At 38.8% G+C, this 20,296-nt stretch carries 22 protein-coding genes; 20 read left to right on the top strand and 2 right to left on the bottom strand.

The annotated features are described in order from the left end of the window. The first annotated feature begins 39 nt into the window (after positions 1-39). The 4 genes from ACK3CR_RS19770 to ACK3CR_RS19755 all read left to right on the top strand — a co-directional run bounded on the left by ACK3CR_RS19770 (position 40) and on the right by ACK3CR_RS19755 (position 3,869). On the top strand, positions 40-1,431 hold the full coding sequence (locus ACK3CR_RS19770; protein ID WP_328122206.1) for a sodium:solute symporter family protein: 1,392 nt from the start codon (positions 40-42) through the stop codon (positions 1,429-1,431). 92 nt (positions 1,432-1,523) lie between these two features. Next, the gene (gene speB, locus ACK3CR_RS19765; RefSeq protein WP_488976025.1) at positions 1,524-2,528 is read left to right on the top strand and encodes an agmatinase; all 1,005 of its coding nucleotides are present in this window, start codon (positions 1,524-1,526) and stop codon (positions 2,526-2,528) included. Between the two features lie 76 nt (positions 2,529-2,604). Beyond that, positions 2,605-3,366, top strand: a complete 762-nt coding sequence (locus tag ACK3CR_RS19760) for a class II aldolase/adducin family protein (protein ID WP_430107555.1) — start codon at positions 2,605-2,607, stop codon at positions 3,364-3,366. Between the two features lie 239 nt (positions 3,367-3,605). Then, positions 3,606-3,869 (top strand): hypothetical protein, encoded by a 264-nt coding sequence (locus tag ACK3CR_RS19755; protein WP_488976024.1) that lies wholly within the window; start codon positions 3,606-3,608, stop codon positions 3,867-3,869. A gap of 42 nt (positions 3,870-3,911) precedes the next feature. Here the strand turns inward: ACK3CR_RS19755 and ACK3CR_RS19750 are convergent, their stop codons facing one another. Beyond that, positions 3,912-4,595, bottom strand: a complete 684-nt coding sequence (locus ACK3CR_RS19750) for a glycoside hydrolase family 25 protein (protein WP_328122538.1) — start codon at positions 4,593-4,595, stop codon at positions 3,912-3,914. A gap of 293 nt (positions 4,596-4,888) precedes the next feature. Here ACK3CR_RS19750 and ACK3CR_RS19745 point away from each other — a divergent pair, with 293 nt between their 5' ends. Then, on the top strand, positions 4,889-5,710 hold the full coding sequence (locus ACK3CR_RS19745; RefSeq protein ID WP_243518425.1) for an SGNH/GDSL hydrolase family protein: 822 nt from the start codon (positions 4,889-4,891) through the stop codon (positions 5,708-5,710). 148 nt (positions 5,711-5,858) lie between these two features. Beyond that, the gene (locus ACK3CR_RS19740; RefSeq protein WP_488976023.1) at positions 5,859-6,017 is read left to right on the top strand and encodes a YjcZ family sporulation protein; all 159 of its coding nucleotides are present in this window, start codon (positions 5,859-5,861) and stop codon (positions 6,015-6,017) included. Between the two features lie 67 nt (positions 6,018-6,084). Here the strand turns inward: ACK3CR_RS19740 and ACK3CR_RS19735 are convergent, their stop codons facing one another. Beyond that, on the bottom strand, positions 6,085-6,999 hold the full coding sequence (locus tag ACK3CR_RS19735; protein WP_488976022.1) for a helix-turn-helix domain-containing protein: 915 nt from the start codon (positions 6,997-6,999) through the stop codon (positions 6,085-6,087). Positions 7,000-7,185: 186 nt separating this feature from the next. On the opposite strand from ACK3CR_RS19735, the gene ACK3CR_RS19730 reads away from it, so the two are divergent. The 14 genes from ACK3CR_RS19730 to ACK3CR_RS19665 all read left to right on the top strand — a co-directional run bounded on the left by ACK3CR_RS19730 (position 7,186) and on the right by ACK3CR_RS19665 (position 20,282). After that, on the top strand, positions 7,186-7,911 hold the full coding sequence (locus ACK3CR_RS19730) for a ThuA domain-containing protein (protein WP_488976021.1): 726 nt from the start codon (positions 7,186-7,188) through the stop codon (positions 7,909-7,911). 35 nt (positions 7,912-7,946) lie between these two features. Further along, positions 7,947-8,972, top strand: coding sequence for a Gfo/Idh/MocA family protein (locus ACK3CR_RS19725; RefSeq protein WP_488976214.1), 1,026 nt, complete (start codon positions 7,947-7,949; stop codon positions 8,970-8,972). A gap of 12 nt (positions 8,973-8,984) precedes the next feature. Beyond that, positions 8,985-9,998 (top strand): Gfo/Idh/MocA family protein, encoded by a 1,014-nt coding sequence (locus ACK3CR_RS19720; RefSeq protein WP_488976020.1) that lies wholly within the window; start codon positions 8,985-8,987, stop codon positions 9,996-9,998. A 1-nt stretch (position 9,999) separates the two neighbouring features. Further along, positions 10,000-10,968, top strand: a complete 969-nt coding sequence (locus ACK3CR_RS19715) for a sugar phosphate isomerase/epimerase family protein (protein WP_488976019.1) — start codon at positions 10,000-10,002, stop codon at positions 10,966-10,968. A 32-nt stretch (positions 10,969-11,000) separates the two neighbouring features. After that, positions 11,001-12,233 carry an ABC transporter substrate-binding protein gene (locus tag ACK3CR_RS19710; protein ID WP_488976018.1) on the top strand — a complete coding sequence of 411 codons (1,233 nt, stop codon included), beginning with the start codon at positions 11,001-11,003 and terminating at the stop codon, positions 12,231-12,233. A gap of 14 nt (positions 12,234-12,247) precedes the next feature. After that, positions 12,248-13,111, top strand: coding sequence for a carbohydrate ABC transporter permease (locus ACK3CR_RS19705; protein ID WP_328122546.1), 864 nt, complete (start codon positions 12,248-12,250; stop codon positions 13,109-13,111). A 2-nt stretch (positions 13,112-13,113) separates the two neighbouring features. Further along, positions 13,114-13,932: a carbohydrate ABC transporter permease gene (locus ACK3CR_RS19700; protein ID WP_488976213.1), complete on the top strand. Its 819-nt coding sequence runs from the start codon at positions 13,114-13,116 to the stop codon at positions 13,930-13,932. Positions 13,933-13,964: 32 nt separating this feature from the next. Beyond that, positions 13,965-15,068, top strand: a complete 1,104-nt coding sequence (locus ACK3CR_RS19695) for an ABC transporter ATP-binding protein (RefSeq protein ID WP_488976017.1) — start codon at positions 13,965-13,967, stop codon at positions 15,066-15,068. A gap of 166 nt (positions 15,069-15,234) precedes the next feature. Continuing rightward, positions 15,235-15,480 (top strand): hypothetical protein, encoded by a 246-nt coding sequence (locus tag ACK3CR_RS19690; RefSeq protein ID WP_488976016.1) that lies wholly within the window; start codon positions 15,235-15,237, stop codon positions 15,478-15,480. Between the two features lie 146 nt (positions 15,481-15,626). Then, positions 15,627-16,121 carry a competence protein ComK gene (locus tag ACK3CR_RS19685; RefSeq protein ID WP_488976015.1) on the top strand — a complete coding sequence of 165 codons (495 nt, stop codon included), beginning with the start codon at positions 15,627-15,629 and terminating at the stop codon, positions 16,119-16,121. A 584-nt stretch (positions 16,122-16,705) separates the two neighbouring features. Then, positions 16,706-17,470 (top strand): tyrosine-protein phosphatase, encoded by a 765-nt coding sequence (locus ACK3CR_RS19680; RefSeq protein ID WP_488976014.1) that lies wholly within the window; start codon positions 16,706-16,708, stop codon positions 17,468-17,470. Between the two features lie 35 nt (positions 17,471-17,505). Then, complete coding sequence (locus ACK3CR_RS19675; RefSeq protein WP_192800079.1) at positions 17,506-17,649, top strand: hypothetical protein; 144 nt, start codon at positions 17,506-17,508, stop codon at positions 17,647-17,649. A 31-nt stretch (positions 17,650-17,680) separates the two neighbouring features. Continuing rightward, positions 17,681-19,501, top strand: a complete 1,821-nt coding sequence (locus tag ACK3CR_RS19670; protein WP_488976013.1) for a polysaccharide biosynthesis protein — start codon at positions 17,681-17,683, stop codon at positions 19,499-19,501. 100 nt (positions 19,502-19,601) lie between these two features. Beyond that, complete coding sequence (locus ACK3CR_RS19665; RefSeq protein WP_488976012.1) at positions 19,602-20,282, top strand: PIG-L deacetylase family protein; 681 nt, start codon at positions 19,602-19,604, stop codon at positions 20,280-20,282. The last annotated feature ends 14 nt before the right edge of the window (positions 20,283-20,296 follow it).

Genomic DNA, 20,296 nt, shown 5'->3' with positions numbered 1-20,296 from the left:
TGAATGAATGTCATTAATTTAAATGGAAGGGGGCAAATTATGAATTTATTGGATACGGGTGTTATGCTCATGTATTTTGCGGTTTTGATTATCGCTGGATTTATTGGCTCCATTAAGGCGAAATCTTCAGAAGACTTTATGCTTGCAGGAAGAAATTTAGGAATGTTTATGTATCTGGGATGTTTATCTGCAGTTATTCTTGGGGGAGCTTCGACCATTGGAACAGCTCAACTCGGGTATGAACACGGAATTTCCGGTATTTGGTTCGTGACGATGATCGGTCTGGGTATCATTGCTCTGGGAACAATTTTCAACAAACGGATTTCCTCAATAAAAGTTACGACCATAAGTGAACTGCTAGGAAAAAAGTACAATAAAGAAACGAGATATGTCAGTGCCTTAATTGCTACCATTTACACCTTAATGATAACCGTAACTCAAGTGATTGGTATTGGATCCATCATCAGTGTATTGTTGGATTGGAATTTTATTCTTTCTATGCTTGTCGGGGGCAGCATTGTTTTGCTTTATACCATCCTTGGAGGCATGTGGAGTGTAACATTGACGGACATTATTCAATTTGTTGTTATGACTATCGGAATATTCGTTTTTATGTTACCAATCAGTCTTTCGGAAGCTGGAGGGATGGGAAAGCTTTTTTCGGAACTTCCAGCCTCACATTTTAATTTATTATCTATCGGATTTGGAGATATATTTCAATACTTTTTACTATTTACGTTAGGAATGGTAGTCTCTCAGGATATATGGCAACGCATCTTTACGGCTCGTTCTCAGTCCATCGCTAGGAAAGGATCGGTCTATGCCGGACTTTACAGTATTATTTATGCCATTGCTGGAAGCATTATCGGGATGTGTGCAATGGTTTTATTACCAAACATGGGAAATACTCAAAACACCTTTGCGAACTTCGCTATCGAAGTACTTCCTCCAGGGGTATTAGGATTCGTTCTGGCAAGTGTTTGTTCAGCTTTGATGTCAACCGCATCCGGAACCTTACTTGCATCTTCAACGCTTATTACAAATGATTTTATTAAAGTTGTATATAAAAATAAATCAGAAAAGGAAATCATATTTATTTCCAGGATGACGACTTTATGCGTTGGTGTGGTAGCCATTACTCTTGCTATTTGGATACAAGACGTATTAGTAGCACTAGATGTCGCCTATGCGATTCTATCCGGAGCTATTTTTGTACCCTTTGTAGCGGCGCTATTTTTAAAAAATGTCAAACCAAAATCAGGGTTTTATGCCATTATCGTCAGCACTATTGTCGTCATGGCAGGGCTAATGATAGAAGGTCTTTCATCTAAAAACCCGATTATATACGGCATGGTTAGCGGCATTATCGTAATTGCTGGGTTTACATTGGTGACAGTGAATAAAAAATCTTATCAACAAGTAAATAAATGATGCTCTACAAATTTTTAGTTCAAGATGAAACACAGATATTGTTACAGAACATGCATGATTGATAGTCAATTATATTAATAAGGAGGACAACCATGTATAAACCTAAAGATTCATCTAAATCACCGCGTTTTTGCGGCACACGTACATTTATGAGATTAGAACCAATAAGAACAACTGAAGATGTTGATTTTATTGTTGCAGGAGTACCATTCGATACTGCAGCCTCTAATAGGACTGGTCAGCGTCTTGGACCGCAGCATATCCGGAATTTTTCAGTATTGCTACGCCCGTACAATCCTGATCAGGATATCAATATCTTCGATTATTGTTCGGGAGTCGACTACGGCGATATTGATGTCATTCCTGGCAACATTCATAGAACCTATGAAAATATTGAATTAGAACTAGACAAAATTCTTGAAAAAAGGATTACGCCAATTTTGATGGGCGGTGATCATTCAATATCACTCGGTCATTTAAGAGCATTTGCTAAAAAGTATGGCCCTGTTGCCCTTGTTCACTTTGATTCTCACGGTGATACGTGGGACAACTATTATGGGGAAAAATATATGCACGGGACGCCGTTTCGCAGAGCTGTTGAAGAAGGACTGCTTGATGTAGCCCATTCAATCCAAGTAGGGATGCGGGGACCGCTATATGGACCAGAAGACATTGAAGATGCAAAAGATCTTGGCTTTGAAGTGATTACGATGAACGAAGTAAGGAAAATCGGTTTCGACAATGTGATGAAGCGAATTCACGAAAGGGTAGGGGACAAACCGGTGTTTGTCTCATATGATATTGATTTTCTCGACCCCGCTTATGCTCCGGGGACGGGGACACCGGAAGTTGGAGGTCCTACTAGTTATGAAGGATTAGAGTTTGTAAGAGGGTTAGATGGCCTTAACTTGGTTGGGTTTGATTTAGTTGAAGTTCTACCTTCTTACGACAGCGGCGAAATTACCGCTGTTGCTGCATCTTCAATTATTTATGAAATGATTACGTTGATTGCTTTAAAGAAACGAAACGAGCACTTACAGCAGGACGGAATATCGCCGTATTCCACTGGTCAACTATCCCGTTCCAGCGACCGGTAAACGCCCAATTGATTCAACGAACCTTCAGGAGCTTCACCTAATGGAAATTTTACTTATTTCTAGGAGGAGAAAAATAATGAATAATACAACTTATTTAAAGATCCCAACGTTTGAAACAGTAGCAGAAGAGCGCAGACATCGCAAAGAACGGCTGGTTGCTGCTTTCCGTCTCTTTTCCAAATTCGGTTTCGATGAGGGGATAGCAGGTCATATTACAGTACGGGATCCAGAATATACAGATCATTTCTGGGTCAATCCGTACGGAAAACATTTCAGTCAAGTTCGCGTATCCGACCTTTTGCTTGTCAACCATAAAGGAGAAATTGTAGAAGGCGATCAGCCTCTTAATGGAGCCGCCTTTGCTATTCATTCAGAAATCCATAATGCTCGACCGGATGTAGTGGCAGCGGCACATGCTCATTCGGTATACGGAAAAACATGGTCTACATTAGGTCGATTACTCGATCCGATTACCCAGGATGCTTGTCAATTTTATAATGACCATGGATTATTCGATGATTTTACGGGTGTAGTTTATGCGACTGAAGAGGGACAACGGATCGCAAAAGCTCTCGGTCATTATAAAGCGGTTATTTTGCGTAACCATGGATTATTAACAGTAGGACAATCCGTTGATTCCGCTGCTTGGTGGTTTATTACGATGGAACGTTCGTGCCAGGCACAGTTAATGGCTGAAGCGGCTGGAAAACCAATTCCTATTGACAAAAAACATGCAATGCTAACCGCTGAACAGACGGGAACCGAATATGAAGGATGGCTAAGCTTTCAACCTCTTTGGGAGAAACTTCAAAAGGAACAGCCTGATTTCTTGGATTAATATCAAATCTATCCCCATTCCTTTTGATATGAAGAGTGGGACTGCCCCCATGACGTGAGACAAATAAAAAACACCTTTTTGTTAAAGATCGTATACAAATGACCGAACGATAACGAAAAGGTGTTTTTTCTATGGGAACAAGAGTAAGTTATCCAGTAGAAGTGAAAGTTAACCATTTGCCTTCATTTAGAATACATTAGGAGTAATAATTAATAATTTATAGATGGGGTAGGTTTGGTATGATAAATAATCAGTCTACGGGTTCTACGCTAGAGACGGAAGAAATTAAACTAGCTTCTAGCCTTAAGATAGAATTACTTGCAGGTCTCTTCTCAACTGTAGGAGATGCCCTTGCCACATATGCAGCAAAACTTGCTATTGAAGAGGAAATAGAAGTTCAAATTACACAACAACAAGAAATAGACGAAGAAGACGCGCGTATAAGAAGGTTAGAAAAGCAAATTCAAGATTTACATGAGAAGATCAATCAACTATCTAAATAAAACCTCTAATATTAAAGGATACTTATTCGTCAGTGTCCTTTTTTATTTTATTAATCCGTATTTCTCAAACTCTTTTTCACTACCATTGAAAACATTAACATCAATAAACTTTTCTTCCCCGTCATATCCCTCTAACTTTTCTCGATCTGTATATTGCCAAAACGCCCACGTTCTCTTATCAGATAACGAAGGTTTTGTAAAAACATCTCTTATCCATATATCACACTGTTTGAAACTATCCTTAATATACAAATCATAAGCTTCTTTTGTTGTATAAAGAATAACAGGCTGTTTATAATGCTCCTCGAGTTTTTTTACCATTGTTTGAAGTTCTTTTTCGACTTCACTGCGCTTTGGAGGATTCTTTTTTTTGTCAGCATAAAACTCAACATCAATAACAGGAGGCAAGGACCCTTCCTCACGAGGCACTGTCTTAATAAAATTTTGAGCTTGCGTTACACCAGGACTGTCAAAGCTGAAAAAGTGGTAAGCGCCAGTTCGTAATGATGTTCCTTTCGCTTCTTTCCAATTATCTTCAAAATACTGATCAACATGACTGCTTCCTTCAGTCGACTTAATGAAAGCAAAGTCCACGTCTTGCTTCGCTAATGTATTCCAATTGATTTCTCCTTGATAAGCGGAGATATCAACACCCCTTACAGGATAATCCTTTGCGACACGAGCGTTAGGAATGAAGATCCCTTGATACCATAAAAAAACGAGCACTAGTGCTGCAATGATGATAAAAAGTAGAGGGGAAAAGAACCGTTTTCGTTTTTTTGCGTTTATATCTTCAACTATTGTTTTTCACTCCAATCCCTGAATGCTCTATTTACTTTCTTTTGGTAATGAATGCTAAGTAAGATATTACCACTATACTAATTTTCTTGCTATACCAATTGCTAGAATGATCCTTGCTCTATTAAAATTCCCTCCTTCCAAAATAAGAGAAAAACATCCATTATTATGAAAATAGTGTATAATTAAACTTAATTTTATAAAAAATGGAGGATCTTATAGTGGGGAGCTCAAAAACAAACCTGTTGATTTTTGTTCTTTTACTAGCTTTTATTGGTGTAATGGTGGCAGGGCAAATGAAAGAGAGAAATATTGCAAGAGAAGCAAGTGCAGGAAGTAGTCAAGAAGAGATTGACAAGGCAATGGCAGCGCTTGTTGAGCAAGATACAGAAGGGGAACATCCTTACAAAAATGAGAAAGTGGATTTTAAAGGAGAAGAATTTACATACTCACCGCTTGGGTCTAGCTTAACAGCAGGCTACTATGCTTCAAAAGAAGACAAAAAGTTTGCAAGTGTGTTAAGTAATTATATCCAAGAAGAGATGAACTACAAAGTATCACTAGAAGGACATAGTGCACATGAAGCATTGCTTATGCACGGGCTCGATGCTGTTCCAGAGATCAATAAGCAAGAGCCTGATCTTGTTTCAATTGAATTTGGGACAAGCGACTGCAGTGCCAAAAACAATATCCCCCTTGATACATTTCAAAAGCAGCTAGACCTTCTTGTTGATGACCTAACAGGAGAAGGAACTTCAAAACCTCAAGTTGTCCTTCTAACAACGTGGAGTGCCGGAGAACGTTGCCAAGCTTTTGATGAAGCCGTAAAAACAGTTGGGGAAGAGCATGATTTTCCTGTTGTTGATCTTTCTGAAGTATGGAGCAACAGTTCAAATGTAGGAAGAAAAGGTGTTCAAACGTATAACGGAGTTAGTGATAACCTTTATCCAAATGATCAAGGAATGGAAGTAATCGCAGGCAAGATTTTTGAAGAAGTGGAAGGACCGTTGAAAGAGAGAGGTTTAAAGGTCACTGAAAGTTAAGTGTAAGCTGTCCCAGGACAGCTTTTTTTTATGGTGTTAAATATCATTCTTTGAAAATAAATAAAGAATAGAAAAGGCCATCGTCTAGTCCACTTTCACTACTGCTTTCATAAGATATCATACATTAACACAGAAGGTGGTGGAAGTAATGAGCTCAGGTGGATCTGGAAAAGGCTTTGCTTTAGTTGTTGTTTTATTCATTCTACTCATCATTGTAGGTACTGCTTATGTTGGCGATGGCTATGGTGGTGGCTATGGCGGTGGCGGCTACGGCGGCGGCAGCTGTGGTGGCGGCGGCTTCTGTTAACAAATTAGATGTTAAATACGCACGAGAACAGGCTGGTTTGTCTGTTCTTGTACGTATTTACAATCTTTTATCCTTCATTTCTCATTCGTTCTTTAAATTCTTTCGGTGAACAGTTATTGTATCTTCTGAACAATTTATAAAATTGAGCCATATTAGGGATACCAACGTCATAGCCGATATTTTCAATGCTAAGATCACTTGTCACTAGTAAACGTTCTGCTTTTTTGATGCGCTTGTAATTTACATAATCAATAAATGATTTGCCCATCGTTTTCTTAAAGTACTTAATGAAATAGTGATAGCTTAAGTTTAATAGTGAACATGCTTCTTCTACGGTAATCTTGTTTTCTAAGTTTTGATCTATATAGGAGAGCACAGGCTGCAGGCGGTGTAGGGCAGCTTTTTCTGTATAGCTTAAAAGGTTGCGTGTATCATGTCTAAGAAGTAAGAGCATGATTCGTTTAATCATTGAACTGATAGCGATTTCATAACCGTTCAGCTTTGACTGAGATTCCGTGAAAATTTCCGTTATTAAAGTATGAAACTCCGTTTTTACCATGTCGTTTCCTTCAAAAATATAATTCATCACATCTAAAGGCTGAGTAAGTTCAGAGAAGCAGTAGAGATAAGGCATTGTACTTTGATCAAAGTGTTTTTGGAGATCAATTTGGAATACAATGTAACGCAATTTATCCGTATAAAGCTGGTGGGTGCGGTGCAGTTGAGAGGCTCCAAAAATTCTAACATCCCCAGGGCCGAGCACAGTATAATGGTCTTTACTTTGAATGCCTAAATAGCCATCTATAATCGCGAGCAGTTCGACTTCTTTATGATAATGCCAGCGGTGCTCTTCTAACGTTCTCATATCTCTTGTGCGATTATAAATTTCCCATATTTTTAAATAAAGCAGCGGATTTTGATACACAACTTCCTCATTCACCGCTTCTAAATCTTGAACATCATTGCTTTGTACTAGAGACACGCTACCTCCTCCTTTTTTAGAATATAACACATTTGGAGAGGGAGGGGACAGGCTTTTTACGTTGGATTTTCTTGAAGAAAGAAACACAATAGCACTTTTGAATATAAAGAGAGCCAGATTCAGCATATTTTTCCCTGCTGCTTTTTTTTATACTAATGACAAATCAATAAGAGAGGGGTTGTCGTAATGGTAAGAGTTACAGTATGGAATGAAAATCGCCATGAACAGAAAAATCCGGTTGTAAAGGAAATCTATCCCCAAGGAATTCATGGCACAATTGCAGCGTTTTTAGAAAAAGAAGGATTCCCTACTAGAACAGCAACATTAGATCAGGAGGAACATGGTCTTACAGAGGAAGTCTTACAAGAGACAGATGTTTTAGTATGGTGGGGGCATTTAGCGCATGACGAAGTAAAGGATGAAATCGTTGAAAAAGTAAAAGAGCGTGTCCTAGATGGAATGGGACTCATTGTTCTCCATTCAGGTCATTTCTCTAAAATCTTCAAAACATTAATGGGCACAAGCTGCGACTTAAAATGGCGTGAAGCGGATGATAAAGAGCGCTTATGGGTAGTAGAGCCTAGCCATCCAATTACAGAAGGAATTTCTGAATTTATTGAGCTCGAGCGTGAAGAAATGTACGGAGAGCATTTTGATATTCCAGCACCAGATGAGCTTATTTTCACAAGCTGGTTTGAAGGCGGCGAAGTATTCAGAAGCGGATGTACATATAAACGCGGAAATGGAAAAGTATTTTACTTTAGACCAGGACATGAAACATACCCAACTTACTACAATAAAGAAATTCAGCGTGTGATCAAAAATGCTGTTCAGTGGGCAAAGCCAGTTGACAGAAAAAGACCCCTATACGGGAACGCGAAACCGCTTGAACATATTACAATTAAAAATTAACAAAGCATTCTTAAAAACGAAAGGGGACTAAAATGATGGAGAAAATAAGAGTAGGCGTTATTGGATGTGGAAGTATTGCTCAGCATCGTCATTTACCTGAATATAAAATGAACAAAAACGTAGAAATTGTAGCCCTTTGTGACAAAAATGAAGAACGTGTTCATAGAGTGGCCGAAGAATACGGAGCAAAACCATATACGGATTACAAAGAGCTTATTGAAAGCGGCACTGTTGATGCTGTAAGCGTTTGTACACCGAACTATTTACACGCGGAAATCTCCATATTTGCTTTAAATCAAGGTCTTCATGTTCTATGCGAAAAACCGATGGCAACTTCTATAGAAGAAGCGGAAGAGATGATCCAAGCAGAGAAGAGAAGCGGTAAGAAACTGATGATTGGTCATAACCAACGTTTTGTGTCTTCGCATCAAAAAGCGCGCGAGCTTATTAAAAACGGTGAAATTGGTCGTGTTTATAGCTTCCGAACAGCTTTTGGCCATGGTGGACCAGCTCAATGGAGTGTCGAGGGAAAAGAAAGCTGGTTCTTTAAAAAAGAGGAAGCAATTATTGGAGCGATGGGCGATCTTGGCGTTCATAAAACAGATTTGCTTCGCTATCTTTTAGATGAAGAATTCGCGGAAGTTGGAGCATTTGTAGAAGACCATGCAAAAGACTATGGAGATACGGATGACAATGCGGTATGTGTATTAAAAACAAAGAGCGGCATTATCGGCACGCTCGCTGCAAGCTGGGCTTACATGGGGAAAGAAGACAACTCAACAATTATTTACGGTGAAAAAGCCATTCTCCGCCTAGAAGAAGACCCAACATACTCCCTAATTGCTCAATATGCAAATGGAGAAACGGTCAATTACCAGTTAGGAAAAATCCAGACAAATGAGGAAGGCGGCCAACGCAGTACTGGTGTTATTGATGCCTTTATTCATTGTATTGTAGAAGACGAATCATCACCTGTCTCAGGAGAAGAAGGATTAAAGTCACTTTCTGTTGTTCTCGCTGCTCTAAAATCAAGTCGAACAAAGAAGATTACAGAAATATAAGAGGTGAGAGATTTGAAAATAGGCATAATTGGTGCAGGAGGAATTGCAGTTAACAGGCATATTCCCGCATTTAAAGCGTTAGGTGATAAATGTACCATTTGGGGATTAAGTGATATTAACAGTGAAAGAGCTACAGAAGTAGCGAACGAGCATGGTATTCCCCACGTCTTTATCGATCATAGGGATTTATTAAAAGAAGTTGATGCTGTCTGCATTTGTACACCAAATAAATTTCATGCCCAATATGCGATTGAAGCATTAAATAGCGGTGTTCATGTGTTTTGTGAAAAGCCAATGGCCCTCTCTAAAAAAGAGTGTGAGGACATGATCGAAGCAGGGGAAAAGTCTGGAAAGAAGCTTGCTATTGCTTATCATTACCGCTTTATGAAAGAAGCGCAGGCAGCGAAGCGGATGATGTCAGAAGTAGGAACTCCGCTTGTAGCTCGCGTGAGGGCAATGCGTCGTCGCAAAGTTCCGGGGTGGGGCGTATTTACGAACAAGGAGTTGCAAGGCGGAGGAAGCTTAATTGATTATGGCTGCCATCTACTTGACTTAGCTCTTTGGCTTATGGGAAATCCAAAGCATATCGCTGTTAATGGAAGCGTATACAACAAACTTAGTAGAACACCAAATGGACTAAACGAGTGGGGGACATTCGATTATAAGACATTTGATGTTGATGATCATGTGACAGCTTATCTTAAGTTTGAAAACGGAGCTTCACTACTCTTAGAAGCGTCATGGGCTGCAAATATTAAAAGTGATGAAGAACATGTTAGCATCTCAGGTGTTGATGGAGGATTAAACGTGTTTCCATTTGAACTCTACACCTCTAAAAATGGGATGTTACTAAACAGCACTTCTCCTTGGATCGAAGGAGAAGACGATTATAGTTTCAGTCAGGCTAAAAATTTCATTGAGGCATGCGGGGGAGAGGCAGAGCTCGTCGTGAAGCCAGAAGGAGCTCTGCAAGTCTCAGCTATCATTGATGAAATCTATCAAAAAAGTACAGTGGAGGGAAGATAACATGAAACTTGGTGTATTTACGGTACTGTTTGCTCATCTCTCATTCGAAGAGATGCTAGATAAAGTAAAAGAAGCGGGACTTCACGCTGTTGAGATTGGAACAGGAAATTATCCGGGAAATCATCATTGTCCATTAGATGAACTGCTCGAAGATGAAGGGAAGAGAAAAGACTATCTCCAGAAAGTAAGAGAGCGTAATCTCATCATCAGTGCGTTCAGCTGCCATGGCAATCCGATTTCACCGGAGAAAGGCTTTGCAAAAGAGTCCGATGAAACGCTTCGTAAGACTATTAAACTAGCATCATTACTAGATGTTCCGGTTGTTAACTGCTTTTCAGGAACAGCAGGCGATCATGAAGATGCAAAATATCCGAACTGGCCTGTTACGCCGTGGCCAAATGAATATGGAGATGTATTAAAGTGGCAATGGGAAAACAAGCTGATTCCATACTGGAAAGAAATTGGAGAATATGCTGAAGAGCATGGAGTGAAAATTGGCTTAGAGCTTCACGGCGGGTTTTTGGTTCATACGCCATATACATTATTAAAGTTACGTGAGGAAACGAACAAGGCGATTGGAGCTAACTTAGATCCGAGTCATCTTTGGTGGCAAGGAATTGATCCTGTAGCAGCGATTAAAATTTTAGCTAAAGAAAACGCGATTCACCATTTCCATGCCAAAGACACATATTTGGATCAAGACAACATCAATATGTATGGATTAACAGACATGCAGCCATATGGTGAAGTTCGGTCGCGTGCTTGGACATTCAGATCTGTTGGATGTGGGCATGATGTGAAAGAATGGTCAGATATGATGAGTGCCTTACGCACGTATGGATATGATTATGTTGTGAGCATTGAACATGAAGATCCAATTATGTCTGTTGAAGAAGGATTCCAGCGGGCTGTTGCGAACTTAAAGAGCATTTTAATTGAAGAAACCCCTTCTGAATTGTGGTGGACGTAGTTTTTATCGCTTGATAAAAGGAGGAACGACGGATGAAGCGACTTTTAGTAGGAATGTCCACCATAGCCTGCACCCTGCTCTTAACAGGGTGCGGCAGCAGTGGGGCAAAGGAAGACGATGTCGTACACTTAGAGTTCTTTTCAAACAAATCAGAGAGCATCGGTACGTATGAAGGGATGATTGAGAAATTTGAAAAGGAACATCCGAACATTGATGTCTCTCTTTATGCTCCACCAGAAGCTGAGACTGTTTTGAGAACGCGTCTTGTCAAAAATGATCTGCCAGACATTGTCTCTCTAGGGGGGAATGCTCTTTATAGTGAATTAGCTCAAGCTGGTATTCTGACAAACTATGAAAATAGTTCTTTACTAAACGGAGTTCAGCCAGCTTACATTGAGATGCTAGAAGAGTTGGAAGGGTCAGAAACAAAAGGAATTCACGGAATTCCGTATGCTGCAAATGCAAATGCTGTTATTTATAACAAAGATAAAATGAAGGAGCTAAATGGGGAAGTCCCTCAAACATGGGATGAATTTATCGCCTTGTTAGAAAAAGCGAAAGCTGAAGGTGAAATTCCAATTTACTTCACGTTAAAAGACGCATGGACAGGGTTAATTCCATGGAATGCTGTTGGCGGGAACTTGCAGCCGGATTCTTTTGCAGAGAAAAAGTCTAACAGAGATGCAAGTTTTGAAAGCGATTACGAAGAAACAGCAGAAAAGACGAAGCAACTATTAAACTATGGTCATAAGCACATGTACGGAATGGCGTACAACGAGGGAAATAACGCTTTTGCAAATGGTCAAGGTCTATTTTATCTGCAAGGAAACTGGGCGATCCCTGAGTTGCTCAAAGTAAATCCCGAAGCAAATTTAGGCGTTTTCCCTCTTCCAGTAAGTAACAACCCGGAAGAAAACGAACTCGTTTCAGGCGTTGATGTTCTTCTCTCAACCTTAAAAGACTCAAAACATCCGAAAGAAGCTCGAATGTTCCTTGAATTTATGACAGAAGAAGCGCAATCAGAACAATACATGGAAGAGCAATTTGCTTTTTCAGTACTCGAAGGACTATATCCGAGTGATCCTAAGCTAGCAGGTTTTCGAGAAAACTTTGAAAAGGGAAAGATTACAAGCTTTCCAGATCACTATTATCCAGTCGGAATGGGCGCTGAGAATTTAATTCAGGAGTTTTATTACCGCAAAAATATCGAAGTATTTTTGAAGAAGATGGACAACGAGTGGAACAAAATTGAACGTAGACGATAAAGGGAGGGAGAGTTATGCTCCATCGAGGCCGCATTTTTTACTTTATGACAATACCAGCGTTGCTGCTGTTTTTCGTATTTCATACGTATCCAGCACTTCAAGGAATCTTTTATAGCTTTACGAATTGGAGAGGATATGGGGAGTGGGAGTTTGTTGGGTTGAAAAATTACTTCAACGTATTCCAAGACTTTCGTGCCCTACACGCCTACGGCTTCACTTTTCAATTTGCCATTGTTGGGACCATTTTAGTCAATATCTTAAGTCTCATTATTGCCCTAGGTCTTAATGCAAATGTTTACTTTCAAAAAACACTTAGAGCGATCTACTTTATTCCTAACATTTTAAGCATTCTTATTGTCGGTTTTATTTTTAAGTTCATCTTTACACAATTTTTGCCTCAGATTGCTACGTTCACGGGAATCGAATCTCTATCACAAAGCATCTTAGGAAATCCAACGACGGCATGGCTTGGCATTGTCTTTATGGCGGTTTGGCAAGCAACTGCTTTTAATACGATCTTATATCTAGCGGGCTTACAAACAGTACCAGGCGATATTTATGAAGCAGCCGCAATTGATGGGACAGGTCCGTGGAGAAGATTTTTTAGCATCACGTTTCCATTAATCGCTCCTTTCTTCACAATCAATATGGTTCTTTCCATGAAAGGATTTCTAATGGTGTTTGATCATATTGTTGCATTAACAGGAGGAGGGCCTGGGCAATCGACGGAATCAATCTCTCTGCTTATTTACCGAGGTGGATTTGGCGGAGGAGAATTTGCCTACCAATCAGCGAATGCAGTGATTTACTTCATTATTATTGTTGCGATATCCGTTTTCCAACTACGTGTCCTTCAGAAAAGGGAGGTTGACTTGTAGTGATTAAGAAAAAGAAAAATGTATTGGTTACGATACTGCTTATTATCGGAACATTTGCTATCTTTCTACCCCTGTATTTAACAATCAATATTGCTTTGAAATCACCAGGGGAGATGTCTAACCCATTACTATCTCTGCCGCAAGAATGGAGATTTCAAAACTTCGCTGATGCCATAGAAGCAACGAACTTTTTTCAAGCTTTTAAAAACAGTTTTCTTGTTACCTTTTTCGTTGTTGTGTTTACAGTTCTAACAAACTCACTTGTTTCCTACGCAATTGCTCGGAACATGCATAAAAAGTATTTTAAAGCGCTTTTCTACTATTTTATTAGCGCAATGTTTGTTCCCTTTCCAATCATTATGCTGCCGATTGTAAGGCAAACAGCAATTTGGAATATGGACAACTTAGTTGGCTTAATTTTTCTTTATATTGTGTATCAGCTTTCATTTAATGTATTCTTGTATGTTGGGTATATCAAGTCCATTCCGATTGCTCTAGAAGAAGCAGCAATTATCGATGGAGCAAGTTCATGGGGCGTCTTTTGGAAAGTTGTATTCCCCCTATTAGCGCCAATGAATGCAACAGTTGCGATCCTAACTTGTTTAGCTGCGTGGAACGATTTTATGTTGCCGCTCGTTATACTATCAGATCCAAGCGATGCAACACTGCCGCTCGCTCAATATATCTTTCAGTCTGAATTCAGCACAAATTACAATTTAGCTTTTGCTTCCTATTTATTAGCGCTCCTGCCGATGTTGATTGTTTATCTAGTTGCGCAAAAGTGGATTATCAACGGTGTCACAAGAGGAGCGATAAAGTAAAGGAACGATCTTGATTTAGGAAGGAGAAAAATATGGCTAAGTTAAGTTTGAATCATATTTATAAAATGTACGATAAAAACATTACAGCAGTAGAGGACTTCAATCTTGAGATTGGTGATAAAGAATTTATTGTCTTTGTTGGCCCATCTGGATGTGGAAAGTCAACAACGCTTCGCATGATTGCAGGGCTTGAAGAAATCTCAAAAGGTGATTTTTATATTGATGGAAAACGTGTCAACGACGTAGCGCCAAAAGACCGTGACATTGCAATGGTTTTTCAAAATTATGCTTTATATCCACATATGAGCGTTTACGGCAATATGGCATTTGGTTTAAAACTGCGCAAGTTCTCGAAAACAGAGATTGATTGTCGTGTAAAGGAAGCGGCTCGTATTCTTGGATTAGAAGAATATTTAGATCGTAAACCAAAAGCTCTTTCAGGAGGACAGCGGCAACGGGTTGCATTGGGACGTGCTATTGTTCGAGATGCTAAAGTATTCTTGATGGACGAGCCACTATCCAACTTAGATGCCAAACTGCGTGTTCAAATGCGTTCTGAAATTGCCAAGCTGCATCAGCGCTTACAAACCACAACGATTTATGTAACACATGACCAAACAGAAGCCATGACAATGGCAACTCGTCTTGTTGTCATGAAAGACGGCATTATTCAGCAAGTTGGGGCACCAAAAGAAGTGTATGAGAATCCCGCTAATGTTTTTGTGGGAGGATTTATTGGTTCTCCTGCGATGAACTTCTTTAGAGGGACATTAGAAGAAGGCGTCTTCCACGTTGGTACAACCCGTATTGGCGTAACAGAAGGAAAGATGAAAACGTTGCGTGAGAAAGCGTATGTTGGCAAGGAAATGATCTTAGGCGTGCGTCCCGAAGACTTTCATGACGAGCCTCTCTTTATCGAATCTTCACAAGATACAGTGATTAATAGCACAGTAGAAGTAGCAGAATTGATGGGAGCGGAAACAATGGTCTATTCACACATCGATGAGCAAAGGTTTGTAGCACGTGTTGATGCTAGAACAGAAGTGAAACATGGACAATTGATCAAATTAGCTCTAGACATGAACAAAGCCCATTTCTTTGACGCGGAAACTGAACTTCGGATTTCCCTTCCATAACAAAAAAGAAGCTTTTACTCTTAGAGGAGTAAAAGCTTCTTTTTTATTGATGGCGTGTCTATGCTCCATTCTTCCTAATTTTTAAAATGGAATTTCGGAAAGACGATTGTTAACTTTCTGTGAAGGGAAAGGATAGGTGAAGGGAAAAAAGAAAGGAGAAGGAAAGATGAATAAGCTTGGAGTCGCTTCAATTGCTGTTTCTCTTTTTAATATCACATTATTTCTTCTACTGCGAGGTCCAGGCGTAAACATAGGTCTTGTGGTTGGGATATTTGGAGCGCTTTCGGTGCTTGGACTTGTGTTTGCTGTTCTTTCGCAAAAGTGGCCATCTGTAGTGAGTGGGGCAGTGCTAAATGGAGGCGGACTTGTCGTTGCTCTCGTGCTTTTTCTGACGGAAGGAGCTATCTCCTAGAGAGTCATAAATAACATAAGGAACGTGTAACTTCAACAGATTCTCGTTAAAGTATTGTAAAAATCCTCCGTAAAAACTTAACTTTTAAATTACCAGTTTATTAGGTATAATTTCCTTGAAATGTTAATTTAAAGGGGGAATAAACAATGGTTTTTAACAAGATTGATAGTTTTGTGAATCAAAATACCCAAGCGATACTGCCTTACGCAAATTCGTCGTATCAGTCTATCGTATATGAAGGAGGTGAAGCGTATAAATGTCATGATACGCCGAAGAAGATTATTGAAGATGCTTGTCTTTTTGCAGGATCAACGTATGCGGGGAGAAGAATCGCTGCAACCAAATTATTAGGGTATCAACGCAAAACACCAATCCTTGTTTGTCCGCATCGAAGAATATGCTTAATGCCAACAGGAGCTCCTGAACGATTTATGGACTGTTCTTGGTTCTCGGTTTTACATATTGCTAAAATTATTAACAACTATGAAGGAACAAATCATCCAGCAATTCAGTTAAAAAGCGGTGTCTACATCTCCGTTCCAAATTCATACATTGTGCTTCGGCAGCAGTTCGAGCGAGCACAAACCTGTTTGAACTTTTTCACAGAACGGGGGAACGATTCTGGATACTTTTCACCTTAAAACGTTTCTTTCTAGGGAGTGTAGCACAGTAGGAGTGAAGAAAGTGTAAGGTAGTTGTTAAGAGTAGAAAATGTGGCGGAAGACTTCGGGAGAGTCTTCCTTTTTTTATAGACGGAGACTAGGACTAAAAATAGTAAAGTATAAGTCTTTTGTAAAAGATATGTACACTTTTGATAAGAAAAATGGCACCTTTTAAATTTTATAATTAAAAAAAGTGAAACAAAATAAAAAAGTTTTAAAGTTCTGTGAAAAATAAAAGAGAATAGTCGATAAGAACTATATGAACATTTTTAACATATTGTTCACTAGTTATTTTTAGTAACGTAAAAAAGCCTACAACCCTATCCATAGAGATAAAGAAAGCGCTATCCATAAAGATTAATAAGAATTATAATAGAGAGAAAAGGAATTAATATTTTTAAAAAATAGAATAGATTAAAAGAACTACCCCAGAAAAAATGGTGAATTTTCGACAAAAATTACCTCTTTCTCTGGGGATTTTGTAATGCTATAATGATTAAAGTTGGAAATGACGGTATAAATATTCCTTTTTTATGTCAAAAAACGCCAGAGGAGTGAATTTATTGTTAGACATTCATTGTCATATTTTATATGGCGTTGACGATGGAGCAGAAAACGAAGCGGCATCACTCGAAATGGCGCGAGAAGCCATTCGTGAAGGCATCACGAGAATCATCGCAACTCCACATCACAAAAATGGAAGATATCATAACCCTAAAGAAGACATACTTTTAAAAGTAAAGAAACTAAACGATTTACTTCAACAGGAAGATGTTCCTCTAACAATCTTACCAGGACAAGAAACCCGTATTTATGGTGAAATACTTGAAGATATTGAAAAAGATGAGATTCTTCCTTTAAATGAAGGGAAATATCTGTTCATTGAACTACCATCTAGTCATGTTCCTCGGTATACGGAAAAGTTATTGTTTGATATTCATGTTAAAGGCTTTACTCCGATTATTGTTCACCCAGAACGGAATGCAGAGATCATCGAAAATCCAAATTTACTACATAACCTTGTGAAAAAGGGTACATTAACACAAGTCACAGCAGGAAGCACTACAGGTCATTTTGGTAAAAAGATTCAGAAATTTTCTAAGAGTTTAATAGAAGCGAACTTAACACACTTCATTGCGTCAGATGCCCATAACACAACAACAAGATCCTTCCGATTACAGGAGTCACTAGATGTGATTGAGAGGGAATTTAGTCATGACCTTCTTTATTTCTTTAGAGAAAATACAGAGCTTTTATTAGAAGGAAAGACTATTTATGGGGACGAGCCGAGAGAGGTTAAGAGGAAGAGGTTTTTAGGGATATTCTAGTAATAAAACATTTTATGATGAAAGTGGAGAGAACGATGCCAAACTTTAATAGTTTACCAAAGACAGTAAAAAAGACGGTACGCTATATCTATCAAGATGCGCCAGTAGACAAACTAATGGATATTCAGAAAATTATTAATGAAGTTATAGAAAAGAGATTACAAGAAAAACAGAGTTAATTGAACAAAAAACAGAAAAGAAGGGGATATTTTGAGTTATTCTAAAAGACTGGCGCTGTTAATTGGATTAGATTCCTTAATTGTGTTGTTTTCGATTTACATTGGCTATTATATTTTAAATCCTTATTTCAGCATTTTTACATTAAAAGTATTGCTTGTCAGTTCTTTAGCACTTCTTATTAGTCACCATGTTTTCGCATTTATTTACCGCTTATATCATAAAGTATGGGAATATGCGAGCATTGGAGAAGTAATGACGATTTTTAAATCAGTAACGTTATCTGTGGCAACAGCAGCGGTTGTGCAGCTTGTCGTGAACGGAAATATTTATGTTCGTGTTTTATTCATCACGTGGTTACTACATATTTGTCTTATTGGGGGATCAAGACTTTCTTGGCGTGTCACAAGACATCGGCTTATTAAAGCAAACGCATTACAAGAAAGTGCACTAATTGTTGGGGCGGGAGCAGCAGGAACAATGCTTGTTCGACAGCTCTTGAAAAATCCAGAAAGCGAGCTTCACCCAGTTGCCTTTGTTGATGACGATCTTGCAAAACAAAAACTCGATATTTACGGAGTTCCTGTTGCAGGAACAACAGAAGATATTCCAGCAATCGTGGAAAAGAACAATATTAAACATATTGTCCTGGCTATTCCGTCCTTAGGGAAAAGCGAAGTTCAAAAGATATATCAAGAATGCATCAAAACAAAAGCAAAAACAAAAGTTATGCCAATGATCGAAGATATTATTACAGGAAAAGTCTCTGTTAATCAGTTCCGTGATGTCCAAGTAGAGGACTTACTAGGACGAGACCCTGTTGAGCTTGATATTAATAGTATTTCGAAAAAAATTAAAGGTAAAACAATTCTTGTCACTGGTGCTGGCGGTTCCATCGGTTCTGAAATCTGCAGACAAGTTTGTAAATTTGGCCCGAAAAAACTTCTTCTTCTTGGTCATGGTGAGAACTCCATTTACGCAATTGATATGGAATTACGAAATAAACATGGGCGAGAATTTGAAATTATTCCAGTTATTGCTGATATACAAGATCGTGAGCGTATTATGCAAGTCATGCAAGAACATCGTCCTGATGTTGTCTATCATGCTGCAGCACATAAACATGTTCCATTAATGGAGTACAACCCAAAAGAAGCTGTGAAAAATAACGTAATTGGGACAAAGAATGTAGCTGAATCTGCAGATATGGCAGGAGTAAAAACGTTCGTCTTAATTTCATCTGACAAAGCCGTAAACCCAACAAACGTAATGGGTTCAACAAAACGGATTGCTGAAATGATTATTCAAAATCTTGATAAACGTAGTGAAACGAAGTTCGTTGCAGTGCGCTTTGGGAACGTGCTTGGAAGTCGCGGTAGCGTGATTCCGCTCTTCAAAAAGCAAATTCGTGCTGGTGGTCCAGTTACTGTAACACATCCAGATATGACGCGTTACTTTATGACAATTCCGGAAGCATCAAGACTTGTCATGCAGGCAGGAGCTTTAGCTTATGGTGGAGAAATCTTCGTCCTTGATATGGGTGAGCCTGTTAAGATTGTGGATTTGGCAAAGAACTTGATTAAGCTTTCTGGTTATACAGAAGAAGAGATTGGAATTAAATATGCAGGGATTCGACCTGGGGAAAAGATGTATGAAGAGCTTCTTGGAGAGAATGAAGTTCATAGCGAGGCTGTTTTTCCAAAAATATTTGTTGGTAAGTCAGTCGATTTTGACTATTCCAAGGTGAGAATACTAATTCAGGAACATGACAGTTATGAGTCAAATTATATTCGAGAATATGTACTTAACTTAGCTAATAGAACAGAGGCTGAATTGGTTAAGAGTGCTACTTAAGAGAAAACTTCATTTTTTAATAGTTTAATTTCATTAGAAATGTTACTAGAAATAATAAAAAGTTAATTAATATAAGACTAATACAAGAGAGGTAAGACATATGTCATATTTAATTGTTATTGCGCACCCAGACGATGAAGTATTAGGAGCAGGTGCTACTATGTATAAGCTTGCTCAGGAGGGTCACTCTGTAAATGTATGTATATTATCAGGGGATGTTAATGCTAGAAATTATCGTCCAAGTACAGAAGAGTTGAATGAAGATGTAAATAATTCTTTAGATATTCTTGGGGTAGATAAAATTATTACAGGGCAATTTCCTAATATTGAATTTAATACAGTACCTCATTTGGAGGTAGTAAAGTTCATTGAACAGGCGATGGTAGAAACTCAAGCAGAAGTAGTATTTACACATCATCCAGCAGATTTAAATAATGACCATTTGCATACATCGTTGGCTTGTCAGGCAGCATCAAGACTTTTTCAACGTAGAGATGATGTTAAACCTTTAAAGGAACTCTTATTTATGGAGGTTCCTTCCTCAACAGAATGGGGATTAAATAAAGCAATGAATCAGTTTTCGCCAAATGTGTTTGTAGAAGTTGGGGAAATAGGTGTTGGAAAGAAAATTGATGCCTTATCCCAGTACCGAGGAGTTATGCGAGACTATCCACATCCTAGAAGTTATGAGGCAATTAAAGGACTAGCAGCGTATAGAGGTGGCGAAGCCGGAATGATGTATGCAGAAGCATTTGAAAGTGCATTTAGACGAGGTCTATAGTCATCTGAAGGGGA

The sequence above is a fragment of the Priestia sp. TRM10 genome, from assembly GCF_057808375.1.
Note: the sequence above shows the minus strand (reverse complement) of the source record. Positions and strands in the feature narration are given on the sequence as shown.